The 23,526-nt window shown below is 40.0% G+C and carries 23 protein-coding genes, 1 tRNA gene and 1 riboswitch; all 24 genes read right to left on the reverse strand.

What is annotated here, in order from left to right:
* Window positions 1-67: 67 nt before the first annotated feature.
* A complete protein-coding gene (locus VMW39_01225; GenBank protein ID HUW22642.1) occupies window positions 68-1,357 on the reverse strand; it encodes a radical SAM protein in 1,290 nt (429 codons plus the stop codon).
* A gap of 88 nt (window positions 1,358-1,445) precedes the next feature.
* Window positions 1,446-3,113, reverse strand: a complete 1,668-nt coding sequence (locus VMW39_01230; protein ID HUW22643.1) for a cobalamin-dependent protein — start codon at window positions 3,111-3,113, stop codon at window positions 1,446-1,448.
* A gap of 137 nt (window positions 3,114-3,250) precedes the next feature.
* On the reverse strand, window positions 3,251-4,981 hold the full coding sequence (gene glgP, locus VMW39_01235; GenBank protein ID HUW22644.1) for an alpha-glucan family phosphorylase: 1,731 nt from the start codon (window positions 4,979-4,981) through the stop codon (window positions 3,251-3,253).
* Window positions 4,953-5,999: a pyruvate kinase gene (gene pyk, locus VMW39_01240; protein HUW22645.1), complete on the reverse strand. Its 1,047-nt coding sequence runs from the start codon at window positions 5,997-5,999 to the stop codon at window positions 4,953-4,955. Before pyk ends, glgP begins: the two co-directional genes overlap by 29 nt.
* A gap of 27 nt (window positions 6,000-6,026) precedes the next feature.
* Window positions 6,027-6,443, reverse strand: a complete 417-nt coding sequence (locus VMW39_01245; GenBank protein ID HUW22646.1) for a DNA polymerase ligase N-terminal domain-containing protein — start codon at window positions 6,441-6,443, stop codon at window positions 6,027-6,029.
* The gene (nth, locus tag VMW39_01250) at window positions 6,436-7,074 is read right to left on the reverse strand and encodes an endonuclease III (GenBank protein ID HUW22647.1); all 639 of its coding nucleotides are present in this window, start codon (window positions 7,072-7,074) and stop codon (window positions 6,436-6,438) included. The genes VMW39_01245 and nth overlap by 8 nt, the downstream gene beginning before the upstream one ends.
* A gap of 57 nt (window positions 7,075-7,131) precedes the next feature.
* Window positions 7,132-7,329: a helix-turn-helix domain-containing protein gene (locus VMW39_01255; protein ID HUW22648.1), complete on the reverse strand. Its 198-nt coding sequence runs from the start codon at window positions 7,327-7,329 to the stop codon at window positions 7,132-7,134.
* A gap of 91 nt (window positions 7,330-7,420) precedes the next feature.
* Window positions 7,421-8,080 (reverse strand): transposase, encoded by a 660-nt coding sequence (locus tag VMW39_01260; protein HUW22649.1) that lies wholly within the window; start codon window positions 8,078-8,080, stop codon window positions 7,421-7,423.
* A 155-nt stretch (window positions 8,081-8,235) separates the two neighbouring features.
* Window positions 8,236-9,471 (reverse strand): glucose-1-phosphate adenylyltransferase, encoded by a 1,236-nt coding sequence (gene glgC / locus VMW39_01265; protein ID HUW22650.1) that lies wholly within the window; start codon window positions 9,469-9,471, stop codon window positions 8,236-8,238.
* Between the two features lie 100 nt (window positions 9,472-9,571).
* Entirely contained in the window at window positions 9,572-9,952 is a 381-nt protein-coding gene (locus VMW39_01270) for a TraR/DksA family transcriptional regulator (GenBank protein HUW22651.1), read from the reverse strand.
* 180 nt (window positions 9,953-10,132) lie between these two features.
* Window positions 10,133-12,439, reverse strand: a complete 2,307-nt coding sequence (locus tag VMW39_01275; protein ID HUW22652.1) for a TonB-dependent receptor — start codon at window positions 12,437-12,439, stop codon at window positions 10,133-10,135.
* Between the two features lie 316 nt (window positions 12,440-12,755).
* Window positions 12,756-13,283 (reverse strand): cob(I)yrinic acid a,c-diamide adenosyltransferase, encoded by a 528-nt coding sequence (locus VMW39_01280; protein ID HUW22653.1) that lies wholly within the window; start codon window positions 13,281-13,283, stop codon window positions 12,756-12,758.
* A 14-nt stretch (window positions 13,284-13,297) separates the two neighbouring features.
* The gene (locus tag VMW39_01285) at window positions 13,298-14,149 is read right to left on the reverse strand and encodes a heme ABC transporter ATP-binding protein (protein ID HUW22654.1); all 852 of its coding nucleotides are present in this window, start codon (window positions 14,147-14,149) and stop codon (window positions 13,298-13,300) included.
* A 58-nt stretch (window positions 14,150-14,207) separates the two neighbouring features.
* Window positions 14,208-15,239, reverse strand: coding sequence for an iron ABC transporter permease (locus tag VMW39_01290; GenBank protein HUW22655.1), 1,032 nt, complete (start codon window positions 15,237-15,239; stop codon window positions 14,208-14,210).
* Window positions 15,236-16,162 (reverse strand): cobalamin-binding protein, encoded by a 927-nt coding sequence (locus VMW39_01295; GenBank protein HUW22656.1) that lies wholly within the window; start codon window positions 16,160-16,162, stop codon window positions 15,236-15,238. Before VMW39_01295 ends, VMW39_01290 begins: the two co-directional genes overlap by 4 nt.
* Before the next feature lie 184 nt (window positions 16,163-16,346).
* A complete protein-coding gene (cobS, locus tag VMW39_01300; protein HUW22657.1) occupies window positions 16,347-17,084 on the reverse strand; it encodes an adenosylcobinamide-GDP ribazoletransferase in 738 nt (245 codons plus the stop codon).
* Window positions 17,081-18,136, reverse strand: a complete 1,056-nt coding sequence (gene cobT, locus VMW39_01305) for a nicotinate-nucleotide--dimethylbenzimidazole phosphoribosyltransferase (protein HUW22658.1) — start codon at window positions 18,134-18,136, stop codon at window positions 17,081-17,083. Before cobT ends, cobS begins: the two co-directional genes overlap by 4 nt.
* A 2-nt stretch (window positions 18,137-18,138) precedes the next feature.
* Window positions 18,139-18,666, reverse strand: a complete 528-nt coding sequence (cobU, locus tag VMW39_01310) for a bifunctional adenosylcobinamide kinase/adenosylcobinamide-phosphate guanylyltransferase (protein ID HUW22659.1) — start codon at window positions 18,664-18,666, stop codon at window positions 18,139-18,141.
* 82 nt (window positions 18,667-18,748) lie between these two features.
* A riboswitch (cobalamin riboswitch) is annotated at window positions 18,749-18,877 on the reverse strand.
* Entirely contained in the window at window positions 18,872-19,747 is an 876-nt protein-coding gene (locus tag VMW39_01315) for a PHP domain-containing protein (GenBank protein ID HUW22660.1), read from the reverse strand. (Overlaps the previous riboswitch by 6 nt.)
* A gap of 132 nt (window positions 19,748-19,879) precedes the next feature.
* Window positions 19,880-19,954 (reverse strand) — tRNA-Gly (locus VMW39_01320).
* 59 nt (window positions 19,955-20,013) lie between these two features.
* Entirely contained in the window at window positions 20,014-20,691 is a 678-nt protein-coding gene (locus tag VMW39_01325; protein HUW22661.1) for a glycosyltransferase family 2 protein, read from the reverse strand.
* Entirely contained in the window at window positions 20,688-22,190 is a 1,503-nt protein-coding gene (locus VMW39_01330) for an HDIG domain-containing protein (protein HUW22662.1), read from the reverse strand. Before VMW39_01330 ends, VMW39_01325 begins: the two co-directional genes overlap by 4 nt.
* A 186-nt stretch (window positions 22,191-22,376) precedes the next feature.
* Window positions 22,377-22,676: a MerR family transcriptional regulator gene (locus VMW39_01335; GenBank protein ID HUW22663.1), complete on the reverse strand. Its 300-nt coding sequence runs from the start codon at window positions 22,674-22,676 to the stop codon at window positions 22,377-22,379.
* A 16-nt stretch (window positions 22,677-22,692) separates the two neighbouring features.
* Window positions 22,693-23,493, reverse strand: coding sequence for an ATP-binding cassette domain-containing protein (locus VMW39_01340; GenBank protein ID HUW22664.1), 801 nt, complete (start codon window positions 23,491-23,493; stop codon window positions 22,693-22,695).
* Window positions 23,494-23,526: the final 33 nt, after the last annotated feature.

Here is a 23,526-nt window from a genome sequence, read left to right on the forward strand (position 1 = left end):
CGTGCTTGCCTATTGTTATATGGAAGATTTGGCAAAATTTTCAAAAGTCCAGCATCGGGTTCAATAATTAAGTATTGTGTCCCTGGGCCTTTCCCCGGGACTTTTTGGTATGATAACGACTCCCTAAATTTAATGAACTGTATAGTATTGGGTGACGCTTATTAGCCCAGAATCTTTTTATTATTGAAGGAAAAGAATCAAATTTATGTCTCGCCCAATGAAAACCTCCCAAAAGTTGGTCAGCAGTCATTCTTAAAGGTTCAAAAACAAGTTTAACATTATCATATTTACTCCAATCGTAGCTAAATATTCTACCTTCCTTTTGTAAATCATTAAAGATTTTTGTCCCTGGGTAGGGCGTAAGTAAAACTAATTGTGCGAAAGCCACTCTAGATTCAATAAGAAACTCAACTGTCTCTTCAAAAATAGATTGATCATCACCATCAAAACCAAAAATTAAACTTACATAAATTAAAATACCTACATCCAGAAACATTTTTATAGCTTCTTTGATCTCTTCTTTACTCTTTAGATTTTTGTGATAACGATTTATTTCTTTAGTAGATACAGATTCTAGACCAATAAAGAAACTACAGCAACCAGACTCAGAAGCTAATTTTAATAACTCCCTGTCTTTTACAATATTTATAGCTGATTGCCCTACCCATTTTTTATCCATATATTTTAATTCTTTGAAAAGTTCCCTTGCATATTGTTTATTTCCTGTAATGTTGTCGTCTAAAAACATAAGATTTTTCCCTTTAATGGTGGAAATATCTTTAATTACTTCTTTTATTGGTTTATGCCGAGGACGTGGGCCAAAAAATTTTGTTACTGAACAAAAATCACAATTATAAGGACATCCACGAGTTGTCTCTACTGGAACGAGGTTAATAACCCCTGCTTTTCTTTTAACTAAATCTCTTCTGGGTATTACGGAATTATTTAAAAGAGGAAATTCGCTTTTATAAAATTTTTTTAGCTTATTTTCCTGTACATCTTTTATAACACTATCCCAGATATTTTCTGCTTCTCCAATTACAACAGAATCAGTATATTTTATGGATTCATCCGGTAAAGTTGTGGGATGAATACCTCCAAGAATGGTCTTTATACCCCTTTCCCTGAACATTATTGATATTTCATAAGCTCTGGGAGCGGTTGCCGTCATGGTTGTTATGCCCACCAAATCATATTTCTTGTCAAAATTAATTTTATCCCACGGTTCCTCTACTATTTCAATTTCATGTTCTGGAGGAGTTAATCCCGCCAGTACTGGCAAAGATAATTGAGGTATATGCAAATTTTTGTGACGATGTTCATCTTTAGGACATGGTGAAATAAATAATATTTTCATTATAAACTCCTAATTACGGGGACACAATACTTAATTATGACGCAGGCTGAAGCCTGCGGCTACCGTTTCAAACGCAGACTGAAGTCTGCTATTCCTTCAGCGCTTTGGCGTTTTTTTCATAAAATGTAGAAGGCTCATAAACCTGACCGTTAGCAAGTTTTTTTGCCTCTCTTTTCATAGCAAAGTATAGCCCTCTGCCCAATAGTGAAGCCATTATCCTGGTTTTCCAACCGAACTCCTTGTATAAATCTTGAAGAAGTGAGATGATTTTCTTCGACATAAGTTCGTCTTTCCTGTACCATTTTTTTATCGCCCAAACTGCTCCCGTATAATAATCGATGGATTTTTTAATCTCCCATTCAAAACGATTACGAATACGTGGATCCGGATGGTTTTTGTATCTTTTCCATCCTATTAGCATGGTTCGAATCATTCGGGCAATGCTGGGACCGTTTATCTCGAAGTCCTGACGAAAGGCTCTGAGAAGAAACTCGGTTTCCTGACCATTGTAAATGTGCTTATGGCGATAATTAAAGCGGTATTGACCGTGTCTATCTGCGGTGGGACATTCTTCTTCAGACAAAAGACTTCCTTCCTTCAGGAGCTGTTCATGAAGAGGCGTGCCAGGAGCCGGGATGTACAGCATAAACTGGTGGAAGTCCGTATCATGACTAACTGCCCAATCTATAATTTGATCAATGTTTTCCGTAGTATGGTTTTCTAAACCGATAATAGTTGACCCCATAACGCGAATGCCATGTGATTGCATATCTTGTACAAACGAGTGGGTATCTATCCCTTTAAGCTTTGCATACTGACTGTTCTCACCTTCCAGTCCTATCCATACCCAGGAAATTCCCAAACCCACCAGCTGTTTGACTGTATAAAATTTCAGAGCCTTGACAGAACTGAAAACGAACAAAGACCAACTCTTATTGTGCTGTTCCATTAATTCTAACAACCTTAATGCTCTTTTATGATGTAGAAGAAAGTTTTCATCAAGGATGAAGAAAGACCGACTCTTGAGCTCTTTTTCAATCTGACACATAATGGAAAAAAGAGAATCTCCAGTTTCATAAAAGTTTATGAATTTCCCCTTACCACCAAATAGGGCAGAAGTGGAACAAAAATTACAGCCCACCGGGCATCCTACTGATGGTATTAAAATTGCAGCGGTATTTCTTTTTGAAAGAGTTATACCAAAAATACGGCCGCCAAATGCAGAAAGAACTATTGGATGTCTTACTGAAACGTTTTCATCCTGTCCCAGGAACCTTCGAAACCAGCTGACACCTTCTCCTTTGACAATATAATCCGCATCAATGATATTATGAATATTGGGTATACTGGCAATATGCCCGCCCACAACAATCGTTGCCTTAGGTAAGTATTTGCGTATCACCTCACACATCTTTTTTGCCTTCCCGATATTGGGAATAATTGAACTAATTCCAACAATATCATAAGAATGGCTTTGGATTTCATTGGTAAAACGGTCGAGGGTAGGAAAATCTAAAAGCGTACATGGCGCATCAATGTTTGCCTGAAGCAGCATCAATCCAAATGAACGATGGAACAGGCGAAGAGAAAAAGGACCTTGCTCCCGAGTAACCTGGTTATGATAAAGTTCCATCGGGTTAATCTTTCGGCTTCCATATTCATCGTCTTGTGCGTAGGGGCCAAATACGCTGGATAATAAAACTTTAGCTTGAGACTTAAGTGGATGTACAGGATTACTTGTGTTCATAATATTCATCTTTTCCTCCAGTTATATTAGCAATAATAAAAATAAATTTTATTTACAATTTTTGCGAGATTGAGGATGCAAAGTGTTTGGCCCCGAAGGTTCAGGACGCCAAACACAAAAAGCCGACCGGTCTCCTGCAACCCGGATTAATACGAATACGCATCTAAAACATACTGCTGCACCATTCGATGGGTATTGAAAAAAGAAGCATTGATGGCAATTGAGTGCCGCATAATATCAACCCAGTTATCACGGTTGTTATAAAATAGAGGAATGATTACTTTTTGTAACTTTTCATAGAGAGAATGAGCATTCCTTTCATCAACACTCTCTATATCCGAAGCTGAACCGATTGACCATCCAGTAAGACCTTCAATACATCCTTCAATCCACCATCCATCTAAAATGCTCAAACTGGGAATACCGTTGTGCGCTGCTTTCATACCAGATGTTCCTGAAGCTTCTCGGGGTTTTCGAGGAGTATTAAGCCATAAATCAACTCCGGAAATAAGCATCTTACCCAGTTCCATATCATAATTTTCAAGATAAACTATTTTAATACTGTCTTTTAGTTCTTTCGACACAGAAACAATTCTTTTTATCAGTTCTTTTCCAGGCCAATCTCTGGGGTGCGCCCTACCAGCAAAAATCAGTTGAATCTTACCAACGCTTTGAGAAATATTGACTAACCTGTTCGTATCAAAGAAAACTAAATCCGCCCTTTTATATGCAGTAGCCCTTCGTGCAAACCCAATCGTAAGTGTGTCATAATCCATGCCTGCATTCATTTTCTCATTAACATAGTCTAAAAGTTTCTTTTTTGCCTCCTGATGAGCATTCCATATTTCCTCTTTGGGAATACTTAAGGCATACCGAAGACTGAAAGGGTCATTCATCCAACCGTGAATATACTTATCGTATAACCTTTTAAGACTTTCACAGACCCATGTGTTTGTATGTGTCCCATTAGTGATAGAATCAATATGGTAACCGGGAAACATCTCCCGGGAAACTTTACCATGTTCCTTAGCAACACCATTTACATAATGGCTCAAATTCAATGCAAGAAGCGTCATATTTAACCTGTCTTCCCCTCCGATATTTTTTAAAAAATCGACGGGCATAGATTCGCCCAGAACTTGCCTGACCAAGTCGTAAGAAAATTGGTCGTGCCCTGCAGGAACAGGTGTATGTGTGGTAAACACACACATTCTTTTTACCCTATCAATATCCCATATTGGTTCATGATTTCTTTTTCTTTCATTTAAGAGTTCAAGGGTCAATAAGCTTGCGTGTCCTTCATTCATATGATACCGACTAATTCGATGGTATCCTAATTCTTTAAGTATCCTTACTCCGCCAATACCCAGGATAATTTCCTGGGCGAGCCTATACTTTTCATCTCCACCGTATAGATAATCAGTAAGACTCCGGTCATAATCACTATTCTGGTCAATATCCGTATCTAAGAAGATGACAGGCACACAATATCCAGTGACACCAGTTGCCCTGTACTGCCATGCCTGGATAAAAACGGGTCTATTTTCTATGGTAACACTTACTTTTTTGGGTAAGAGTGTCAATAAATCTTTGGGATTCCATTCACATGGTAACTCCTGTTGCTGACCCTGGTCATCCAGCTTTTGATAAAAGTATCCTTTTCTATACAATAGGGTAATTGCAACCAGAGGAACGCTTAAATCAGCACACGATTTGATTGTATCCCCAGCTAAAATTCCCAAGCCACCGCTATAGGTAGGAATTTTAGAATCAATGCCTATCTCCATAGAAAAATAAGCAATTCTTTTCCCTTGCTTTCGTATTTTGGGAACAGATGCCTTTCCCGGGTTAAAATATGTTTTTTCTAAGGGATCCATTTTCCTTAAATGACGTTTCAGTAAATTTCAGTATCTGGTTCATCATCTTTACTACTTCAACGGGATGTTGACCTATAGCAGTTTCTGCTGAAAGCATAACAAAATCAGAGCCATCTAATACTGCGTTGGCAACATCTGTGACTTCAGCTCTGGCAGGCCTTAAATTTTCTACCATACTTTCAAGCATTTGTGTAGCCGTAATGACGAACTTCTTTGCCTGGTTACATTTTTTGATTATCAGTTTCTGGACAACAGGGATTTCATAGATTGGAATTGATACTCCCATATCCCCCCGCGCTATCATAATTCCATCGGAGACATCTATTATCTCATCAATATTCTTAATACCCTGCCGATTTTCAATCTTGGCAATTATGTTGCAGTTCGGGAGGTTGGGTTTAACTAAATCTTTTATTTGAATAATATCGTTTTTATTTCTTACAAAAGATTGTGCAATATAATCTACTTTGTTTTTTATACCGAATTGGATATCGATTCTATCTTTATTAGTTAATCCTTTAAACCTTAAGGATACATCGGGAATGTTAATTCCTTTGTTTTCCTTCAAAGACCCAGGAATAATCACCTCTGCCTTGAGATATTTTTTTGTCCTTGATTTTACAATTAGAGCAATGTTGCCGTCATCTATGTATATGTAATTCCCTGGCTTTATATTATCTAAAGAGCTTTCATAATCAAACGGTATTATATTTTTTTCTCCTAATACATCCTGATTAGTCAGGAAGACCTGTTGTCTTTTTTTCAATTCGATACTCTTTTTATGTTTGAACCTGCCAACTCTTATACGATAACCCTCCAGGTCCTGTAATATTTTTATATGGCGTCTATATTTCTTATTTAACTCTCTAATCAAATTTATACAATATTTATGACTGGCATGGTTTCTATGGGAAAAATTAAGTCTGGCTACATCCATACCAGCGAGCATCATATTTCTCAAGACGGTTACATTGTCGCTTGCAGGTCCTATTGTACAGATTATTTTTGTCTTGACCATTGTTCTTTTGACATTCTGATTTTTTGTTTAACGTCTAATAGTTTTCTTTTTGAAGAGGAGCCAGTTTTTGTCTTGGGGATTTTTGGGTTGTATCTTTATTAAGCAATAAGTCCCTTTTAATTTCTTGCCTTTTAATTCAAAGGTTATTTCTTTAGCCTGGAACTTTATCGGCTCATAATATCCTTTATCCCATATTTCTACTGTTCCTGCACCATACAGTCCTTCGGCTATCTCACCTTCAAAATCCTCATATCCTAACGAATGGTCTTCAACCTGAATGGCTAATCGTTTGACGCTTTTTTTTGTTGGCGGTTCTTTGGGAATGGCCCAGCTTTTTAATACATCACCTTTTTCCAGACGGAAATCGTAATGGAGACGTGTGGCTTGGTGTTTCTGGACTACAAAGATAAGATTTTTTGATTTTTTAGGCGTCTTTTTAGGCATAAGAATCCTTTCTAGAAGGGCAGAGTTTTCGTAAAATACATTCTAAGCATTTTGGTTTTTTTGCATCACAAATCTTTCTGCCATGGTCAATTAAGAGATAGCTAAACTTTCCCCATTCTTTTTTATCTAACAGTTTCATTAAATCCTGTTCAATCTTCTGGGGGTCTTGATTTTTAGTAAGCCCTAACCTCTGGCTTAATCTCCTGACATGGGTATCGACTGCTATGCCTTCTACTTTCCCGAAGCCATTAAAAAGCACTATGTTTGCTGTTTTTCTGGCTACTCCAGGTAGTTGTATCAATTTATCCATTGAATCTGGTAATTTACTGTTAAAATCTTTTACAATCTTTTGAGCTGTTGATATTATGTTTTTTGCTTTATTACGATAGAATCCTGTTGAGCGGATTTCCTGTTCAAAAGTTTTCAAGTTAGCTTTTGCATAATCTTGGACTTTCCTATACTTTTTGAAAAGAGATTTAGTCACTATATTTACTCTCGCATCAGTACATTGGGCAGAAAGAACTGTAGCTACTAAAATCTCTAAAGGAGTGCTAAAATTTAAGGCAATCTTTGTTTTGGGATACTCTTTTTTTAGTAAGAGTAATATCTTATCTATGTTTTTCACCGACATCGTTCTTTTCCCTCTCTCGGGAACTTTTTTGACACCGGTTGTTACACTAAAACTAAATCAAGCGCCTTTCTTTCCTGTCTCTATCTCCTTTAGGATTTTTTCCAGTTGTTTCTTCTCATAAAGCCTGTAGTTGTTTATGGGATGGCGAGTTGCTTCTAACTTCTTCTCATTATCCCATCGTCTTAAAGTCATAGGAGATACGCCAAGAAAGCTGGCTGCTTGTTTGACAGTCATATAGTGGTTTAGTTTAACCATTTTATTGTACCTTTGCTAACATTATACAAGTTTATTCATAAAAGTAAAGTAAATTTTGTGAGTTCTGGGGTGAGTTCTGGGGACACAATACTTAATTATTATTCTTGGGTCCTGGTTTCCCCTTTTTTAATACCTTTCCGGTTATTTCCTCAAGTTTAGTAATAAATTTATCATCACCTAAAGGTCGACCGGTGCGGGCATGTTCTCTGAAGAGATTCCTATCTATGTCTCTATCGTCTTCAGCAAGATATGATGACCAGTCTTCTATTTCTGAAAGCATAAAGTTATCAGAAAGTAAAATATCCTTTTCTTTCAGAACATGAGCTTTCGCACTCGACCAAGGGTAATCTTCAGCCCTTTTCACTAACCCTGCTCTTACTGGATTCCGTTCAACATAACGGACAGCCGCATAAAGATACTGCTCGTCCAATGGATAAGATATAAATCGCCCCTGCCACAGATATCCCCTCCACCCTTCACGGAAATTAATCATGCGGGTATAGTATCTGTGTACCTGACCTATTCCCCTCGCTAAACTGTCTTCATTCTTGGGGACAGCTATTAAATGCACATGATTATCCATCAAACAATATGCCCAGAAAATTACACCAGCTTCTATGGCATGCTTATATAGAAGATTAATGTAGGATTTCTTATCTTGGTCGCTGAAGAATACATTCTGAGAGCGATTGCCACGTTGGATAATATGATGAGGATAGTTAAGTATGACGATACGTGCTATTCGTGCCATGACATAATTCTAACAAATCAAGTATCAGAAATCAATAATTAAGTATTGTATCCCGGAAACTGGTGGGACGGAACTGGTGGGGCGAAACTGGTGGATAATTAAGTATTGTGTCCCCGGAATTATTTCGCCCCTACGTGATTCGCAAGGATTCCATATTAGTCTTTGGGTTCGGTGCGGGGAATGACTACAATTCCTTCAGGGGAGACGTGATATTTCTTTCGGTCTTCTTCTAAATTATAACCAATAACTGTTCTTTGGGGAATTTTGACATTCTTGTCGATAATTGTGCGTTTGATCCGCGCATGCCTTCCGATGTCTACATTGTCCATAAGAATTGACTGGTTTACCTCGGAATAGCTGTGGATGAATACGTTTCTGCCTATTACAGAATCTCTTACTGTTCCACCACTAATGATGGTGCCTTCACAGACGATGGAGTTTAATGCTACACCTCTCCGTCCGTGTTCATCGAATACAAACTTGGCTGGTGGAAGTTCAGTGTAACTGGTGGTCTTAATTGGCCAGCGAGGACTGTAAAGGTTAAAGGAAGGTTTGACAGCGCGAAGGTCCATATTTGCTTGATAGTAACTCTCAATTGTCCCTATATCGCGCCAGTAACTAGTCTCTTTTGAGTCTTCCTCACCGGGAATCCTATTTTCTTTAAAGTCGTAGGCAAAGACCTTCTTTTGCTGATAGAGGATAGGAATGATGTCCTTCCCGAAATCGTGCTTGGTCTTTTTTCTTAGGATGTCCTCTTTCAGTTCACTTATCAATATGTCGGTGTTGAAAAGGTAATTTCCCAGAGAGGCTAAAGCTTCATTAGGTCGACCAGGAATGGTGCAGGGCTTTTTGGGCTTTTCCTGAAAGCCAATGATGAGACCATGTTCATCTACACTGATAATACCCAGTTGTGATGCATCTTTAATAGGAACGGAAACAGCGGCTACAGTAACAGCGGTATTCTTTTTGATATGAAATTTCACCATCTGGCGAATATCCATCCTGTAAATGTGGTCTGCCCCAAAGACAGCTACAATATCTGGATTGACCCGTTTAATTAAGTTCAAATTCTGATAGATAGCATCAGCAGTTCCTCTGTACCAACTCTCTCCTAAACGCATCTGGGCAGGAACGGTAACAATAAAGTGGTCTCTCATAACCTGTCCCAGTTGCCAACCGTCCTGGAGATGCTCAATGAGAGACTGTGCTTTAAATTGTGTTAGAACATATACGGCATAAATACCTGAATTGAGAAAATTACTGAGGACGAAATCGATTAGTCGGTATTTGCCTCCAAAAGGCACTGCTGGTTTGGTTCTATCTTTGGTGAGGGGGTAAAGTCTCTCTCCTTTCCCGCCTGCCATAATCATACCGAGAATTTTTGGTTTCATTTTTTTATCTTTTCGATAGAATATAAGTTTAAAAAAAATAAAAAAGCAGGATTATTAACTTATAAATCCTGCTTCATAAGGTTTTTACCTTATAGATATTTTAAGCTGGTTTCTCCATCTTAGCCTTACATTTGATGCATAAGCGAGCATAGGGAACTACTTTCAGTCGCTTTTTGGTTATTATATTACCGCACTTTTCGCACATTCCAAAATGGCCTTGTTCAATATTTTTTAAAGCACTTTCGATAGCTTCTAATCTTTGCCTTTCACCATGATTGAGTTCAAAAAGTAATTCCCGGGCAGAAGAATCGGCTGCCTGGTCGACACTATCTCCTACCTCACCACTGGGATACTCTTTTTCGTTCTCTGTTGTTTTCTGGACTAATTTGAGCAACTCTTCTTTTAAATGGAGGAGTTGTTCTTTAAATTTCTTTATTTCTTTTGCACTTATTCTTTTTTTCGATGTGGTTAATTTTTTCATAGATATTCTCTGCAGTATGCTATTGTAACCTCGAGATTGCCACGTCCCGATTTTCAATCGGGACTCGCAATGACATTGAGAAGCTATCACGCTCCTTTTCCCGATTTTTAATTGGGAATGTTTATAAGAATAAATAATTTTTCATTAATTGTCAAGGGAAAAATAAAATAATTTAGATACTTATGAACCTAATTTCCAGGAGATTCCTGCAAAAATTCTCCTGCCGGGCATTGGATAGCCAAAAACTGTCTGGTATTTTTTATCAAGAATGTTATCGAGAGAAATATACGCTTCCAGATTTCTGATTCTTTGAGCAATCCTCGCATTAAGCAAAAAGCAGTCTGGTAATTTATCCCCTGTCTTTCCTCTATCGCTCCATTGTTCGTCAACATATTCTGTTCCTAAACTTAACTTTAAACCAAAATTGTTAGCATAATTAATCCTGTAGTTGACTCGATTGTGGGGATTATAAGGCGCAATTTCATACTTATCTTCTCCTTCTTTCTTCCCTGCGCTGCGGATATAGGTATAATTTATGCTCTGAGAAAGTCCTGACATAATTTGATGGATAAATTCTAATTCTACGCCCTGGCTATAGGCTTGGGCGACGTTAGAAGGCCTCCATATAAAAGATGGATCCATTGCCCACTCTATCAAATCCTCTATGTTGGTCTCGAATAGGGTCACCCTGCTTAATAAAAAATTCCCTAATTGGTGTTCAAATCCAAGGTCATAAGCCCAGGCCTTTTCTGGCTTCAAATCGGGATTCCCCTCTGCTTGATAACCATAATCTGTGTAAGGCTGGTATAGATCGCAGAACGTTGGCGCTCGAAAGCCCCTTCCCAGATTGAACGAAAGTTTTAAAGATTCTCCTGGCTGAGAGAGCTGATAGACCAAACTGAAACTGGGATTTATTTGACCTCCATATGCTGAATGGTTGTCGTAGCGGAGGCCCATTGTTGTAGTCAATGGCTTAAGGGATAGAATCTCCTGGAGAAAGATAGATTCATTTAAGGTCCTTTCACCAATTATGGTCTGTGAATTGATTTTATTTCTCTGCTTATATTCATCCTGGTGAATGTCCATACCGAGTGTTATCCCGTATAGAGTATCTAACTGAGTCTCTACTCCCCGGGTAACATTTTCGTGAAGGTCATCTCTTAGCTCATCGGGATTTCGGTCTCTCCTTTGGTCGTTACTGCCATAGGCTTTGAGCAACAATTTTGAATTTTCTCCTCCATTTGAGTATTCTAAAATGGCGTATTCTTTCTCGTCCTCCTGATTGTGGTTAGGGTCGGATGCGAATTTTTCCTCTAAAATAATTTTTTCCCATGTACTTGAGTCAAACGTATAATTAACACCGGGTAGTCCCAGTTTTCCTCTATGGTAACCGCCTCTAAGTTCAAAATTTCCGATTTTCCCGGCACTGTATGCTAATCTCCCTGTAAAATTATGGTTGTCATACGCACTATTTTCCCGCCAGCCGTTGGAAGTATTGTTACTTATTGTAAAGTAGGTTTTAATATTGGTATCTTTTGTTCCGAAATTTAATCTAGCTATCTGGGTGCCAAAACTTCCTAAACCAAAATTTACATCAGCTGTTACCTTCTCGTCTTTTGCTTCTCTGGTAATGATATTGACTACTCCTCCCAGAGCATTGGCACCGTAGAGGGCTGAGGCAGGACCGCGCACAACTTCTATTCTTTCAATATTGTCTATGGAAAATTGGCTCAGGTCGGCTATTCCATCTGAGGTGCTATTTATAGAGCGACCATCGACCATTACTAGTGTCTGATATGCGGAACAACCCCGAAGCCCAATGTAAGAGGGAGCTCCCAAGGTTCCATATCTTCTTACTTCTACGCCCAATCTGTTTTTAAGGACTTCTCCCACGTTGTGAGCGTTACTTTCGGCGATTTCTTTCCTGGTGATTACACTGACGTTTGTGGGTAAATCTTTTAGCATTCTGGGGCCCCTGGTGGGAGTAATTACGATGACTCCCATGTCCCCCATATAGACTGCCTGTTCCTCTCTATGTTCCTTCTCCTTCTCTATCTCTATCTCCCTCTCTTCTATCTTCTGAGAGGAGACTATCTTCTCCTCTTCCACTTTCTCCCTCACTTCTTTTAAGTCCTTTTCCAGCTGTTCCTTTAAGATATTGGCCTCTTCTTCTCTCCTTGTCCTCTCAAATTCAAGTTTATCTACCCTCTTCTTGAGCTCCCGTTCCATTCTATTCTTCTCTTCCTCTTTAGCCCTGAGTCTCCCTTCAACTTCACGCTTGACTTCCTCAATTAATGCCTTCTCCTTCTCTATCTCTATCTCTATCTCTATCTCTATCTCCCTCTCTTCTATCTTCTCAGAGGAGACTCTCTTTTCCTCTGCCACTTTCTCCCTTACTTCCTTTAACTCCTTTCCCAGCCAGGCGAGACCAACCACAAGTAGAATGGCTGCCGAAATCAAAATTAAATTTTTCTTTCTTAGTAACATCCAGATTACCCCCTTAAGAAATGTTTCCAATAACGCAGAGCGGTCGCTCTGCGGCTACAGGTTGCTGCACAATTTGAAATTGTGCCTACAAATCCAACCTCCCTTTCGGGAGGACTCCAAAGACCCTGGAGTCCTTGCGAAAGCAAGGTCCCCTATATACCTCCCTTTCGGGAGGACTCCAAAGACCCTGGAGTCCTTGCGAAAGCAAGGTCCCCTATATACCTCCCTCTCGGCAGGACTCCAAAGACCCTGGAGTCCTTGCGAAAACAAGGTCCCCTATATACCTCCCTCTCGGCAGGACTCCGGACTTTTTCAATTAATATTCGATGCCTCTTCTTTCTTTTACGCCTCGATGAAAGGGGTGTTTTATTTTCTTCATCTCGGTTACTAAATCTGCTCTTTTTATAATTTTCTTGGTTGCTCCTCTTCCAGTTAAAATAATTTCTAAGGACTCTGGTTTCTTCTCCAGAAGCTGCAAAATTTCTTCTTCCTTCAAAAATCCGTCCCGTAAAGCAATCAGTATCTCGTCTAAAATTACCATGTCATAGTTCTTCTGAAATATTTCCTTAATAGACTCTATTGCCTTCAGACATTTTTCTCTTATCCCTTCCGGTGGAATATTTTTATAGAAATGGGGATGCTGAGGAACAAAATTAACAATTTCTATTCCTAGTCCTTTCAGGACTTCCACCTCACCGTAAGAGAAATCTTTCAGGTTTTTGAAGAAGTAAACAAAGCATACTTTAAACTTATGTCCTTTTGCCCTTATTGCCTGACCGATGCTCGCTGTAGTTTTACCTTTTCCGTCGCCGGTATAAATCTGAATTAATCCTTTCTCTTCCAATTTGTGACACCTCCTCAAGATAACCCCTTCGGGGTACTTCTGGCGGTTAATTTTTTCTCCCGGTACTTTCTGGACATCAATTTGCTAAGCAAAGTTACCCGGGGTGCGCCAGTAACAGGATTCTCTTCCACAAGAACTTTGCTCTGGTATACCCTGGAAAGATTCTCTTCAGTTATTACCTCTTTGGGGCTTCCCATTTTATAAATTCTGCCGGTATCAAGCAGAATCAAACGGTCGCAGTACTCACTGGCTAAATTCAAATCGTGAGCTACTATAATTACAGTCAGTCTCTTTTCAGTATTCAATTTCTTGATGAGATCGTAAATCTCTATCTGGTATCCTATATCCAGATGCGCAGTGGGTTCATCGAGCAACATTACCTGTGACCTCTGGGCTAAAGCACGGGCAATTATTACTCTCTGTCTTTCCCCTCCGGAAAGTTCGAAAATTAGACGATTGCTAAAACTGAGCGTGTTGGTTAGAGTCATTGCTTGAGAAGCAATTTGCAAATCTCTTTCTGATTCGAATCCAAAACCTGAGAGCCAGGGTGACCTTCCCATGAGAACGACCTCGCCAACTGTAAATGGGAAAGGGAAATAGGTATCTTGGGGAACGACTCCGATTATCTGGGCAATCTCTTTTTGGCTCAGTGCTAACAGATTTTTCCCATGGAGATGGACTTCTCCTTCCTGAGGCATTAAAACCCTGGAGAGTATCCTCAGGATTGTTGTCTTGCCCGAGCCATTGGGTCCTATTATGCCCAGAATCTCTCCCTCTCTTACCTCAAAAGAGAGACCATCGAGCACCCAGCTCTCGTCATACCTAAATCTCAAATCTTTAACTCTAAAAAAAGGGGTCAGAGTCATTTTTTCTCCATCCATTTTTCAACCATCTCGAGATTGTTTCACTTCGTTCGCAATGACATTAATGGAAAAAGATTGTCTTCTTTTTCCTGAGAAGATAGATGAAAAAGGGGCCTCCACATATGGCAGTTATCACTCCTACGGGAATTTCTGTGGGCGCCATGAGCGTCCTGGCAAGAGTATCGGCAAGTATAAGATATATACTTCCGAATAGTCCAGCTGCGGGCAAAAGTAGCCTGTGGTCTGAGCCGATAATCATTCTCATAAGATGAGGAATTAATATACCCACGAACCCTATAAGACCACTGACTGAAACAGCAGCACCTGTAATTAGTGAAGCACCGATAAAAGCTATCTTTTTGGTGCGTTCTACGTCCAGACCGAGCTGAGTTGCTGATTCCTCTCCTAAGACTAAAAGATTGAGACCGCGAGCATAATAGAGAAGTATGAGAATTCCCACTATCACATATAACGAAACTATCACCACCATAGGATACTCTTGTGAACTCAAGCTACCCATCAGCCAGAAAATTATTCCCTGCACCTTGTGGGGGCCGGCGATGGAGGTGATGAACATAATAATAGCTGCAAGTATGGCCCCGGTTACCACGCCCACTAAGAGCATTGTTTGAATCGATATTTTCCTGTGTATTTTCGAGATATGGTAAACAAAAAGGATGGTGAGTAGTCCTCCGGCAAAACCGAACAGGGGAATTGAGGGTAGGGTACCAATAGTAATGTTTAAACCAAGCAGAATAGCGATTATTGCTCCCAGGGCAGAACCACTGGAGACTCCCAGGATATAGGGGTCTGCCAAAGGATTTCTCAACAAAGCTTGCAAAACCACACCACTAACAGCAAGCGCTCCCCCTACCATGCAGGCAAGTAGTATTCTGGGAAGTCGCACCTTTAACAGAATTATTGCTTTAGTATTCCACCAAGTTTGACCAGGAGAATTAGAAAATATCTCAAGTAAATCCTTAAGTTTGATGTCCGCTGAGCCTTGAAAAGAACAAAATATTATGGTGACAATGAGAAGAATTATTAACAGGAGTATAGTTATTAGCCATTTTTTTAAACTTAAAACTTTCATCTTTGTGGCTCCAAAAATATTTCCGGATGTATTGCCTTAGCTATTTCCATAAGCCCCTCAATCATTCTCGGTCCGGGTCTGGTTAACAGATTAGCTTCAACTACATAGATTTGACCATTACGCACTGCGGATATATTCGTCCACCTCTTCCACCATTTTTTTTGAGCGAGACAGGGATCGTCTGGAGTCATCGAACAGATGATAATCACCTCAGGGTCAGCCAAAAGAATCTCTTCCAGTGAGTATTTACGGTATCTAGAGGAGGAATGACCAACTACATTTCTTCCGCCAGCAATCTCAATTAAATCATGGGCAAAGCTCCCCGGACCCACGGATATGAGTGGGTCTTTTCCCATTCCCAGAAATACACCAGGACGAGAGATTTCAGCGACTTTTTTCCTAACTCCGTGCAGTCTTTTCTTCAAAGCTTGCAAAAGTTCTCTTGCTCTTTCTTCTCGATATGTTAGCTTTGCTAATGAAGAAATGTTAGCAAAAATGTCCTCTATCTTTTTAGGGTCTAAAACGAAAACTTTAATGCCAAAATCTTCCAGTTGTTGGATTAATCGGGGAGTATTGGTTTTCAGAGTGGTCACTACCAGGTCAGGTTCGAGTAATGCAATTGCTTCGATGTTGGGGTTTATGTATCCGCCTACTTTTGGCGTAGTTCTCGCTTGTTCAGGATAGTCACAATAGTCTGTTACTCCCACCATTTCATTATTCAGTCCCAGGGCAAAGAGTATCTCCGTGATGCTGGGGTCGAGAGAGACTATTCTCTGTGGAGGATGGTTGAATCTCACTTCTCTTTCGAGGTCATCTATGACTACGACTCCGTATGGAGAATTCGATTTTAAGGGTGGTGCTTGACTGCTGCAAGAGGATACCAACAAAATGGAAATAATTAAGAAGATAAAATGATGTTTCATAGCCATATTTCTCTTTTTGTAGCCGCAAAGCGTAAGCTTTGCCTCATTTTAGCAGAGCTATCGCTCTGCAGCTACAATTTTATGGGTAGTGTAGCCTTTTATGGTCGTAATCGTAATATAATTGTAGTGTAGCCCTTTATGGGCGTAATGTTTACGGGCATAAAGCCCTACACTACAAAAACCATTATAAACTAATAAGCGAGAAAATTAGGAGGCTGAAGACTTCGGTTAATTCGTTTATTGCGCCGAAGGTATCTCCAGTCATACCTCCAATTTTCCTGGTGATATACCTTGTTAAGATAAGAGTAAATAGAAATATACTCAAAATAAAGAGTGGCAATTGAGTTTTCAAAATCAGAAACGCTACTATTAATGTAAACAGTGTTGCCCCCAACCATTCTCTCAATCTTACCGGTTTACAGAAGAACTTTCCCAGACCTTCACTCTTTGCTCCTTTAGAGAGGGAGCCGGAGATTGCCATTGCCCATCTGCTGGATAGAGGCATCAACAGCAAAGCTTTGTATTTAATTACTTCGGGAATTCCCTCAAGAAGAGCAAATTTAAAAAGAATCAGAATAATCAGTGCTATTGCGCCCATTGTGCCGATATGACTATCTCCCATTATCTTCAGTATCTCTTGTCTATCCTTGCCTGCGTAGAATCCGTCTACTGTATCGGCGAAACCATCCAGATGGAGCGCGCCGGTGAGAATAACTAAAAGAAGAATAATAGATAAATTAACTACTGAATGGTTCAAATGTTTTGAAAGCACGAAGTTAAGCCCCACAAGACAACCACCAATCAAAAGACCAACAAAAGGGAAGTAGAATAAAGACCTGGATAGATAATTGCTGGTAACTTTACCTCTTTTGCCAGAGCTAAAGATAGTTAAAAACTGAATTGCTGCCACCATTGATTTCATAATCCTTCGGAAACTCCTGCATCGGGGAAGGTTGCCATCTGAGTCAATATCTTTATACCTGCATCTACCATATTTATGCCCAGGGCTGCTCCAGTACCTTCACCAAGTCTGAGGTCTAAGTCGAGTAGGGGTTTTAAACCTAAAAAGCTCAACATTCGCTTATGGCCAGCTTCTGCTGAACAATGTGAGGGAATCAAGTAACTCTTAACTTTCGGTTCTATCTCTATTGCCAGAAGAGCTGCTGCCCCGGAGATGAATCCGTCGATAACCACAGGAATCCTGTGAGAAGCACCGGCAAGCATAATTCCCAGTAGTCCTCCGATTTCAAACCCTCCCACTTTGGATAGAATATCGATCGGGTCATTGGGGTCTGGTCTATTGGTTTCTAATGCCTTCTTAATAACATCTATTTTACGCTTAAGTTTAAAGTCATCTATTCCTGTCCCCCTGCCGGTAATTTCTTCTGCAGATGTCTTGGTTATAGCTGCGAGAATTGCGCTGGATGGGGTGGTATTCCCAATTCCCATATCTCCTGTGCCAATAATATCTATGCCTCTTTCCAGTTCTTCTTCCACAATTTCGATTCCTTCATTAATTGACCTTATTGCTTCTTCCCGGCTCATTGCCGGTTCTTTTACTATGTTTTTAGTTCCATAATTTATTTTTCTGATTATAAGATTGGGGTGGGGTTTTAAGTCGCAGGCAACTCCCATATCGACTACTACCACTCTTGCGCCTATGTGGCGAGCGAGAACGTTAATTCCTGCTCCTCCCTGTAAAAAGTTGTAAACCATCTGGCTGGTGACTTCCTGAGGAAAGACACTTACTCCTTCTTTTGCGATTCCATGGTCTCCGGCTAAAGTAAATATCACTTTATTCTTCAAATTGGGACTATCTTCTCTCTTGATTCCCACCACAATTTTTGCCAGCTCTTCCAGTCTTCCTAAACTCCCTCTGGGTTTGGTGAGAAAGTCTAATCTCTTTTGCGTTTTTTCCATCATTTGTTGGTCGATTGGCTCAATCTTTTCAATAACTTTTCGAATTCTTTCCATTTTTACCCCTTTATCTTAACGGGAATCCCTGCCTCCAGCAAGTATACTTCGTCTGCCAGCTTAGCAACTACCTGGTTGGTTTGCCCGGCGATATCCCTAAAATTACGGCCTAATCTATTTTCTGGAACAATTCCCATCCCTACCTCGTTAGAAACTATTAGAGTGGTAAGGTTTCTCTTCTTGAGAGTCCTGAAGAACTCTTTAATTTTCTTCAAAGTTGCTGCTTCTTTTTCTCCGGAAAGGAGAAGATTTGAAATCAAGATAGTTAAACAATCGACTATCACTATACTGGCTTTCCCTAATTTAGCCAAAATTTTTGATATATCTTTTCTTTCTTCTATAGTTTTCCAAGAAGCGGGGCGTCTTTTCTTGTGTCTCTCTATTCTTTTTTTCATCTCTTCATCGAGGGCAAAAGCAGTGGCGACATAAACTACCCCAGATTGTCCAGACGATAACTTCTTGGCCTGGGTAACAGCGAAACTGCTCTTCCCACTGCGTGCTCCACCTAAGATAAGGATTAACTTTCCCATATACATTTCTCCAAAAATTAAAAAACCCAACCTTCACTTGAAAGTTGGGACTGAAGCCTTATGAATTCGGCCAACCCTCCCGCGAAGGCACTATATTGCAAACAGGTTCTCGGACTTGCTTCTGTTAAGAAGCTCACCGTTGCGGGGCAGTGTCCGGTTTTCACGGACTTCCCCTATTTACATAAAAAATATTTAATTTATTCTACTATATATGCTCTTCCTCTGTCAAGCACTTTCCTAATTTCGTCTTCCTATATTCTTTTAACTGTGATAGAACATCATAGGGAATTTCCTGATTTCCTATCAGAATTTCCTCATCCAATATCTCTCCGTGACAATCGGAGCCTCCAGTAATTAGAAGACCAAACGCCTTAGCCCAACTCCGAAATCTCTTTACATCTTCAGAAGAATGCTTAGTATAGTAACCTTCAATTCCATCTAATCCAAAACCTTTGAGTTTTTGAATTATTTCCTTGCTGTTTCCTCCATATAGAGGATGGGCGATAACAGAGATTCCTCCAAGCCGGGAGATCAGGTCGAGTGCTTCTTGAGAGGGCAATCTTAACTTAGGAACGTAGGCTGGTTTGCCATAAGCTAAATAGCGGTCGAAAGCTTCCTGGAGATAGTTAACAAATCCTTCTTCTTTTAAAACTTTCGCCACATGCATTCTACCAACAGAACCTTTGCCAGCGAACTCAAATAATTGTTGGGGATCAATCTTAACTCCCAGATGGTCCAGTTTTTCTAAAATCTCGTAGGCTCTCTTGCGGCGTGCTTCCCTGAAATTGCGGAGTTTCTCCTGAAAATTCTCATCTTGCCAATCGATATAGTATCCCAGAATGTGTATCTCTTCATCTCGAGAAGACTCCGGCTCGACGCTTAGTTCCACTCCAGGAACGATTTCTACTCCCAATTTTTTTCCCGCCTTAATAGCCGAGGGGGTAGCATCAGTATTGTCGTGGTCAGTAATAGATATGGCGGCCAAACCCGCCTTGCTGGCATGCTTAACAATTTCTTCCGGAGTAAAAGCCCCGTCAGAAAATGTGCTATGTATATGCAAGTCTACGTATAGATTTTTCAAAATATGCTCCATTAATAAGTAGATGCTGGAGTCCTGCCGATTTCATCGGGGGAATAACTATCTTCCTCCCTCTCGGGAGGACTCCATACCCAGACTTTCTTCGGGAGGAATCCAGAAAAATTTAAAAATTACTGGAGCGGGCGATGGGACTCGAACCCACGACGTCAACCTTGGGAAGGTTGCATTCTACCGCTGAATTACGCCCGCTTTGATTAAGAAAATTTTATTCCAAAAAGACCCTTTTGTCAAGTAAATGGTTAGAACCCTCATTTGCTGAATTTATATTTAAGTATAGTTAAAATGCCTGAAAGAGCATCTTTCCAGTTGATTTTCTTTCCCTCTTTTAATGTTCTGGGAGAATATGATATGGGGATTTCATGAATCTCGTAACCTTTCTTCAGCAATTTAACTGTAACTTCGGCTTCAAATTCAAACCTTTTTGCTTGCAATGTCAAATTTTTTAGAACGCCAGTTTCAAAGGCCTTATAGCAGGTATATGAATCGGTGATCCTGGAACGGTATAATATATTGACTAACCAGGTCAAAAACTTGTTGCCTAAAAGGTAACGCAAGTAAATAGGTTTGTTAAATTGTAGAAATCTGGAACCATAAATAATCTTGGCTTTTCTATCCAGAATTGGTCTCATCAATTTATGGTACTCTTCGGGGTCATATTCTAAATCAGCATCCTGTATGATTGTTACCTCTCCCTCAAGGTAGGGAATCGCTGTCCTTATTGCGCTTCCCTTTCCCTGGTTTTTCGTATGGTAAATTACTCTTATATTTTCATCCCTCAATTTTTCCAATATCTCTCTCGTCCTGTCAGTGGAACCGTCATCAACTATAACAATTTGCTTATCAATATTTACTTTTTTTACTTTGTCGATGATGTTTAGTATCGTACTTTCTTCATTAAAAACTGGCATGATAACTGATAATTTCACAACTTCTCCTCTTTTAATGTCTTCTTCAAAAACTGGAGAGCTTCCTCTTTATTTTTTAATTTTCCTCCCGCCTGGATTTCTGCTACTCTTTTCAATAACTTGCCAATCAAAGGACCTTGAGGAAGATTGAAACTTTTCATAATCTCATCTCCTCGAACAAGAGGTTTAGGCAAGATTCGTTCTTTATGGTAGTAGTACTTGTTTAACATTTTTCTAACAGTCTGTTCATGTTTCCTTATGGACTTTCGACTTATTTCTATGGCAAACTTTTTATCTCGCTCAGGTAGAATCTTTCGATAAGAATAGCGGTCTGCCAGAGAGAGAAGAAGAGTGTCCACTCCTTCTTCAGAAAGGTCTCTAAAAAAGCGATGGATTGCTCTATCGGTCAACCGAGGAGCTTCATTCAAGTTACCGGGACGCATATGGTGCTTAACCGTCTTCTCTACAATTTTGATTGCCTTATTACTGAATTTAAGCCTCTGCATAATTTCCATAACCAGTGAGGCTCCCTTTTCATCGTGACCAAAAAACCGAACCCTTCCCTCTTCCCTCCTTACTGTTTTTGGCTTACCGATGTCGTGAAAAATTGCTGCCCACTTTAAAAGAGATTTTCTTTCTACTTCACCAAATATTTTCTCATCGAGATGAGCCATTATCTTGCTAGACATCCGGGGAAAGAGCTTGACCAGGTTAGCAAAAATCTCTTCCAAGGATTTGAGAGTCTCCAGGGAATGTCCCCACAGCCCTTCCCGGTGGTAATAATTTCCAGGTTTCTCCTTCATTATTTTTATTTCAGGAATGATTCTGTTCAAAAGTCCTATTCTGTGCAGTCTTTGAAGATATCGATAACCTTGAGGTGCAAAGAGAATCTTGAACAATTCGTCTCTTATTCTCTCTCTGGCTACGCTTTTAATTAAATCGACCTTCTTTTTAATTTCATCCTCTGTTTTTTTCTCTATAGCAAATTCCAAGGTGGCTGCCAGGCGATATCCGCGGAGTAATCTCAAGGGGTCATCGTCAAAAATTTTGCGAGAAGTTCTCCTTACTATTCTCTTTTTCAAATCTCCTATCCCGCCAGAAGGGTCTATAATTAACCTGGACAGGAGTTTCGCCCGTTTTAAGGTTTTGAGGCTTCCTTCTATTTGGTCTAATCTCACAGCCATTGCATCGATGGTGAAATCTCTTAGTAAAAGGTCTTCTTTTATTTCTTTTCCGCGCATTTGAGAGAAGTCTAAATTGAATATCTGTTTATCTTTCTTCTTGGATATTTTCTGTTTTACTACCCGATAAATCCTGTTTTTCTCATCCAGAAGAACAAAACTGCCGCTCACTTCACTGGCGAAATTCCTGGCGAACTTCTCAGCATCTCCTTCAGGAACAAAATCAAAATCCCCGGTCTCCCTTCCCAATAGTAAATCTCTTAGGGAACCACCCACCAGAAATATTTTTCTGTTAGATTTATTTGCAAAATTTAATATCAGTTTCAGCAATTTTTCCATTTCAGTGCATGCGTTAGAAGGTCTCTGAAAATTCTGGACTCCTTGCGAATCGCGTAGGGGCGACCCTTGTGGTCGCCCGAACCTCCCTTTCGGGAGGACTCCACAAATTCTGGATTCCTTGCGAGAGCAAGGTTTTTTCCTCCCTCCCTTTCGGGAGGACTCCAAACTCCGATTTTGATAGGGCTCCTATTTCTTTGAGCCTTTTTCTAAATTTTCTTTGATTTCTTTTAAGGTGCGTCGTCTCTCCATAGATGGTTTTACGTGTCGAATAATCCTTATAGTCTCTTCCCTGTCGTAGAGCCTATAGCCACCCTTGGTATAGCTGGCTACCTTTAATAAGCCGATGTCGGTGTAATACCTTACGAGAGAAGTAGTTACTCCTGCCAGATTGGCTATCTCACCAATCTTAAGTAACCCTCTTCCCAATCTCTCCTTACGGGACAATCTCTCAATCTTCTTCCTTCTATCTTTTTCCTTTGGTGCCATCTCTTATCCCTCCTCTTTATTTTATGGTCTCAGTCTCCAGAGTGGGAATTGCTTCAAGCAACTTTTTTGTATAGGGATGAAGGGGGTCTTCATATACATTCCTGACAGAACCCCTTTCTACAATTTTTCCCTGGTACATTACCGCTACCCTGTCAGCTAAAAACCGCACGACGTTCAAATCATGAGCGATAAGAAGATAAGATAATTCCAGAGAATCCCTCAAATCGAGCAAAAGATTTAGAATCTGAGCCTGAACAGAAATATCCAAAGAAGATACGGGCTCATCTGCGACAATCAATTCCGGTTGCATAGCCAGTGCCCTGGCAATGCCGATTCTCTGTCTTTGACCTCCACTGAACTGATGGGGATACTCATTTAAAATATTAACTGGCAATCCCACTCGATTTAAAAGTTCTCTTGTTTCCTTTTTTATTTTCTTATTTTTTACTTTCTCGTCAGTAGCTTCTAATCTATGTTTAACTGCTTCTCCAACAATAGTTCCTATTGTGAGCCTGGGATTGAGACTGGCAAAGGGATCCTGGAAGATTATCTGTATTTTTCGAGCCAGCTCTTTTCTTTTCAGTAAAGAGATATCTTTGCCGTGGAAAAAAATTTCCCCATCTGTGGGTTCAAATAGCCCCACAATCATCTTTGCTGTGGTGGTTTTGCCACAGCCGGATTCCCCTACCAGGGCAAAGACTTCTCCTTTTTTGATTTCAAAGGAGATACCATCAACAGCTCGTACGTAATCGATAACTCTCCTGAACACTCCTCGCTCTACAGGGAAATACTTTTTCAGATTATCAACTTTTAACATAACTCCTTCACCCTACCCGTCCCGAGACCGGGA

The sequence above is a fragment of the bacterium genome, from assembly GCA_035530055.1.
GTDB lineage: Bacteria > UBA6262 > WVXT01 > WVXT01 > WVXT01 > WVXT01.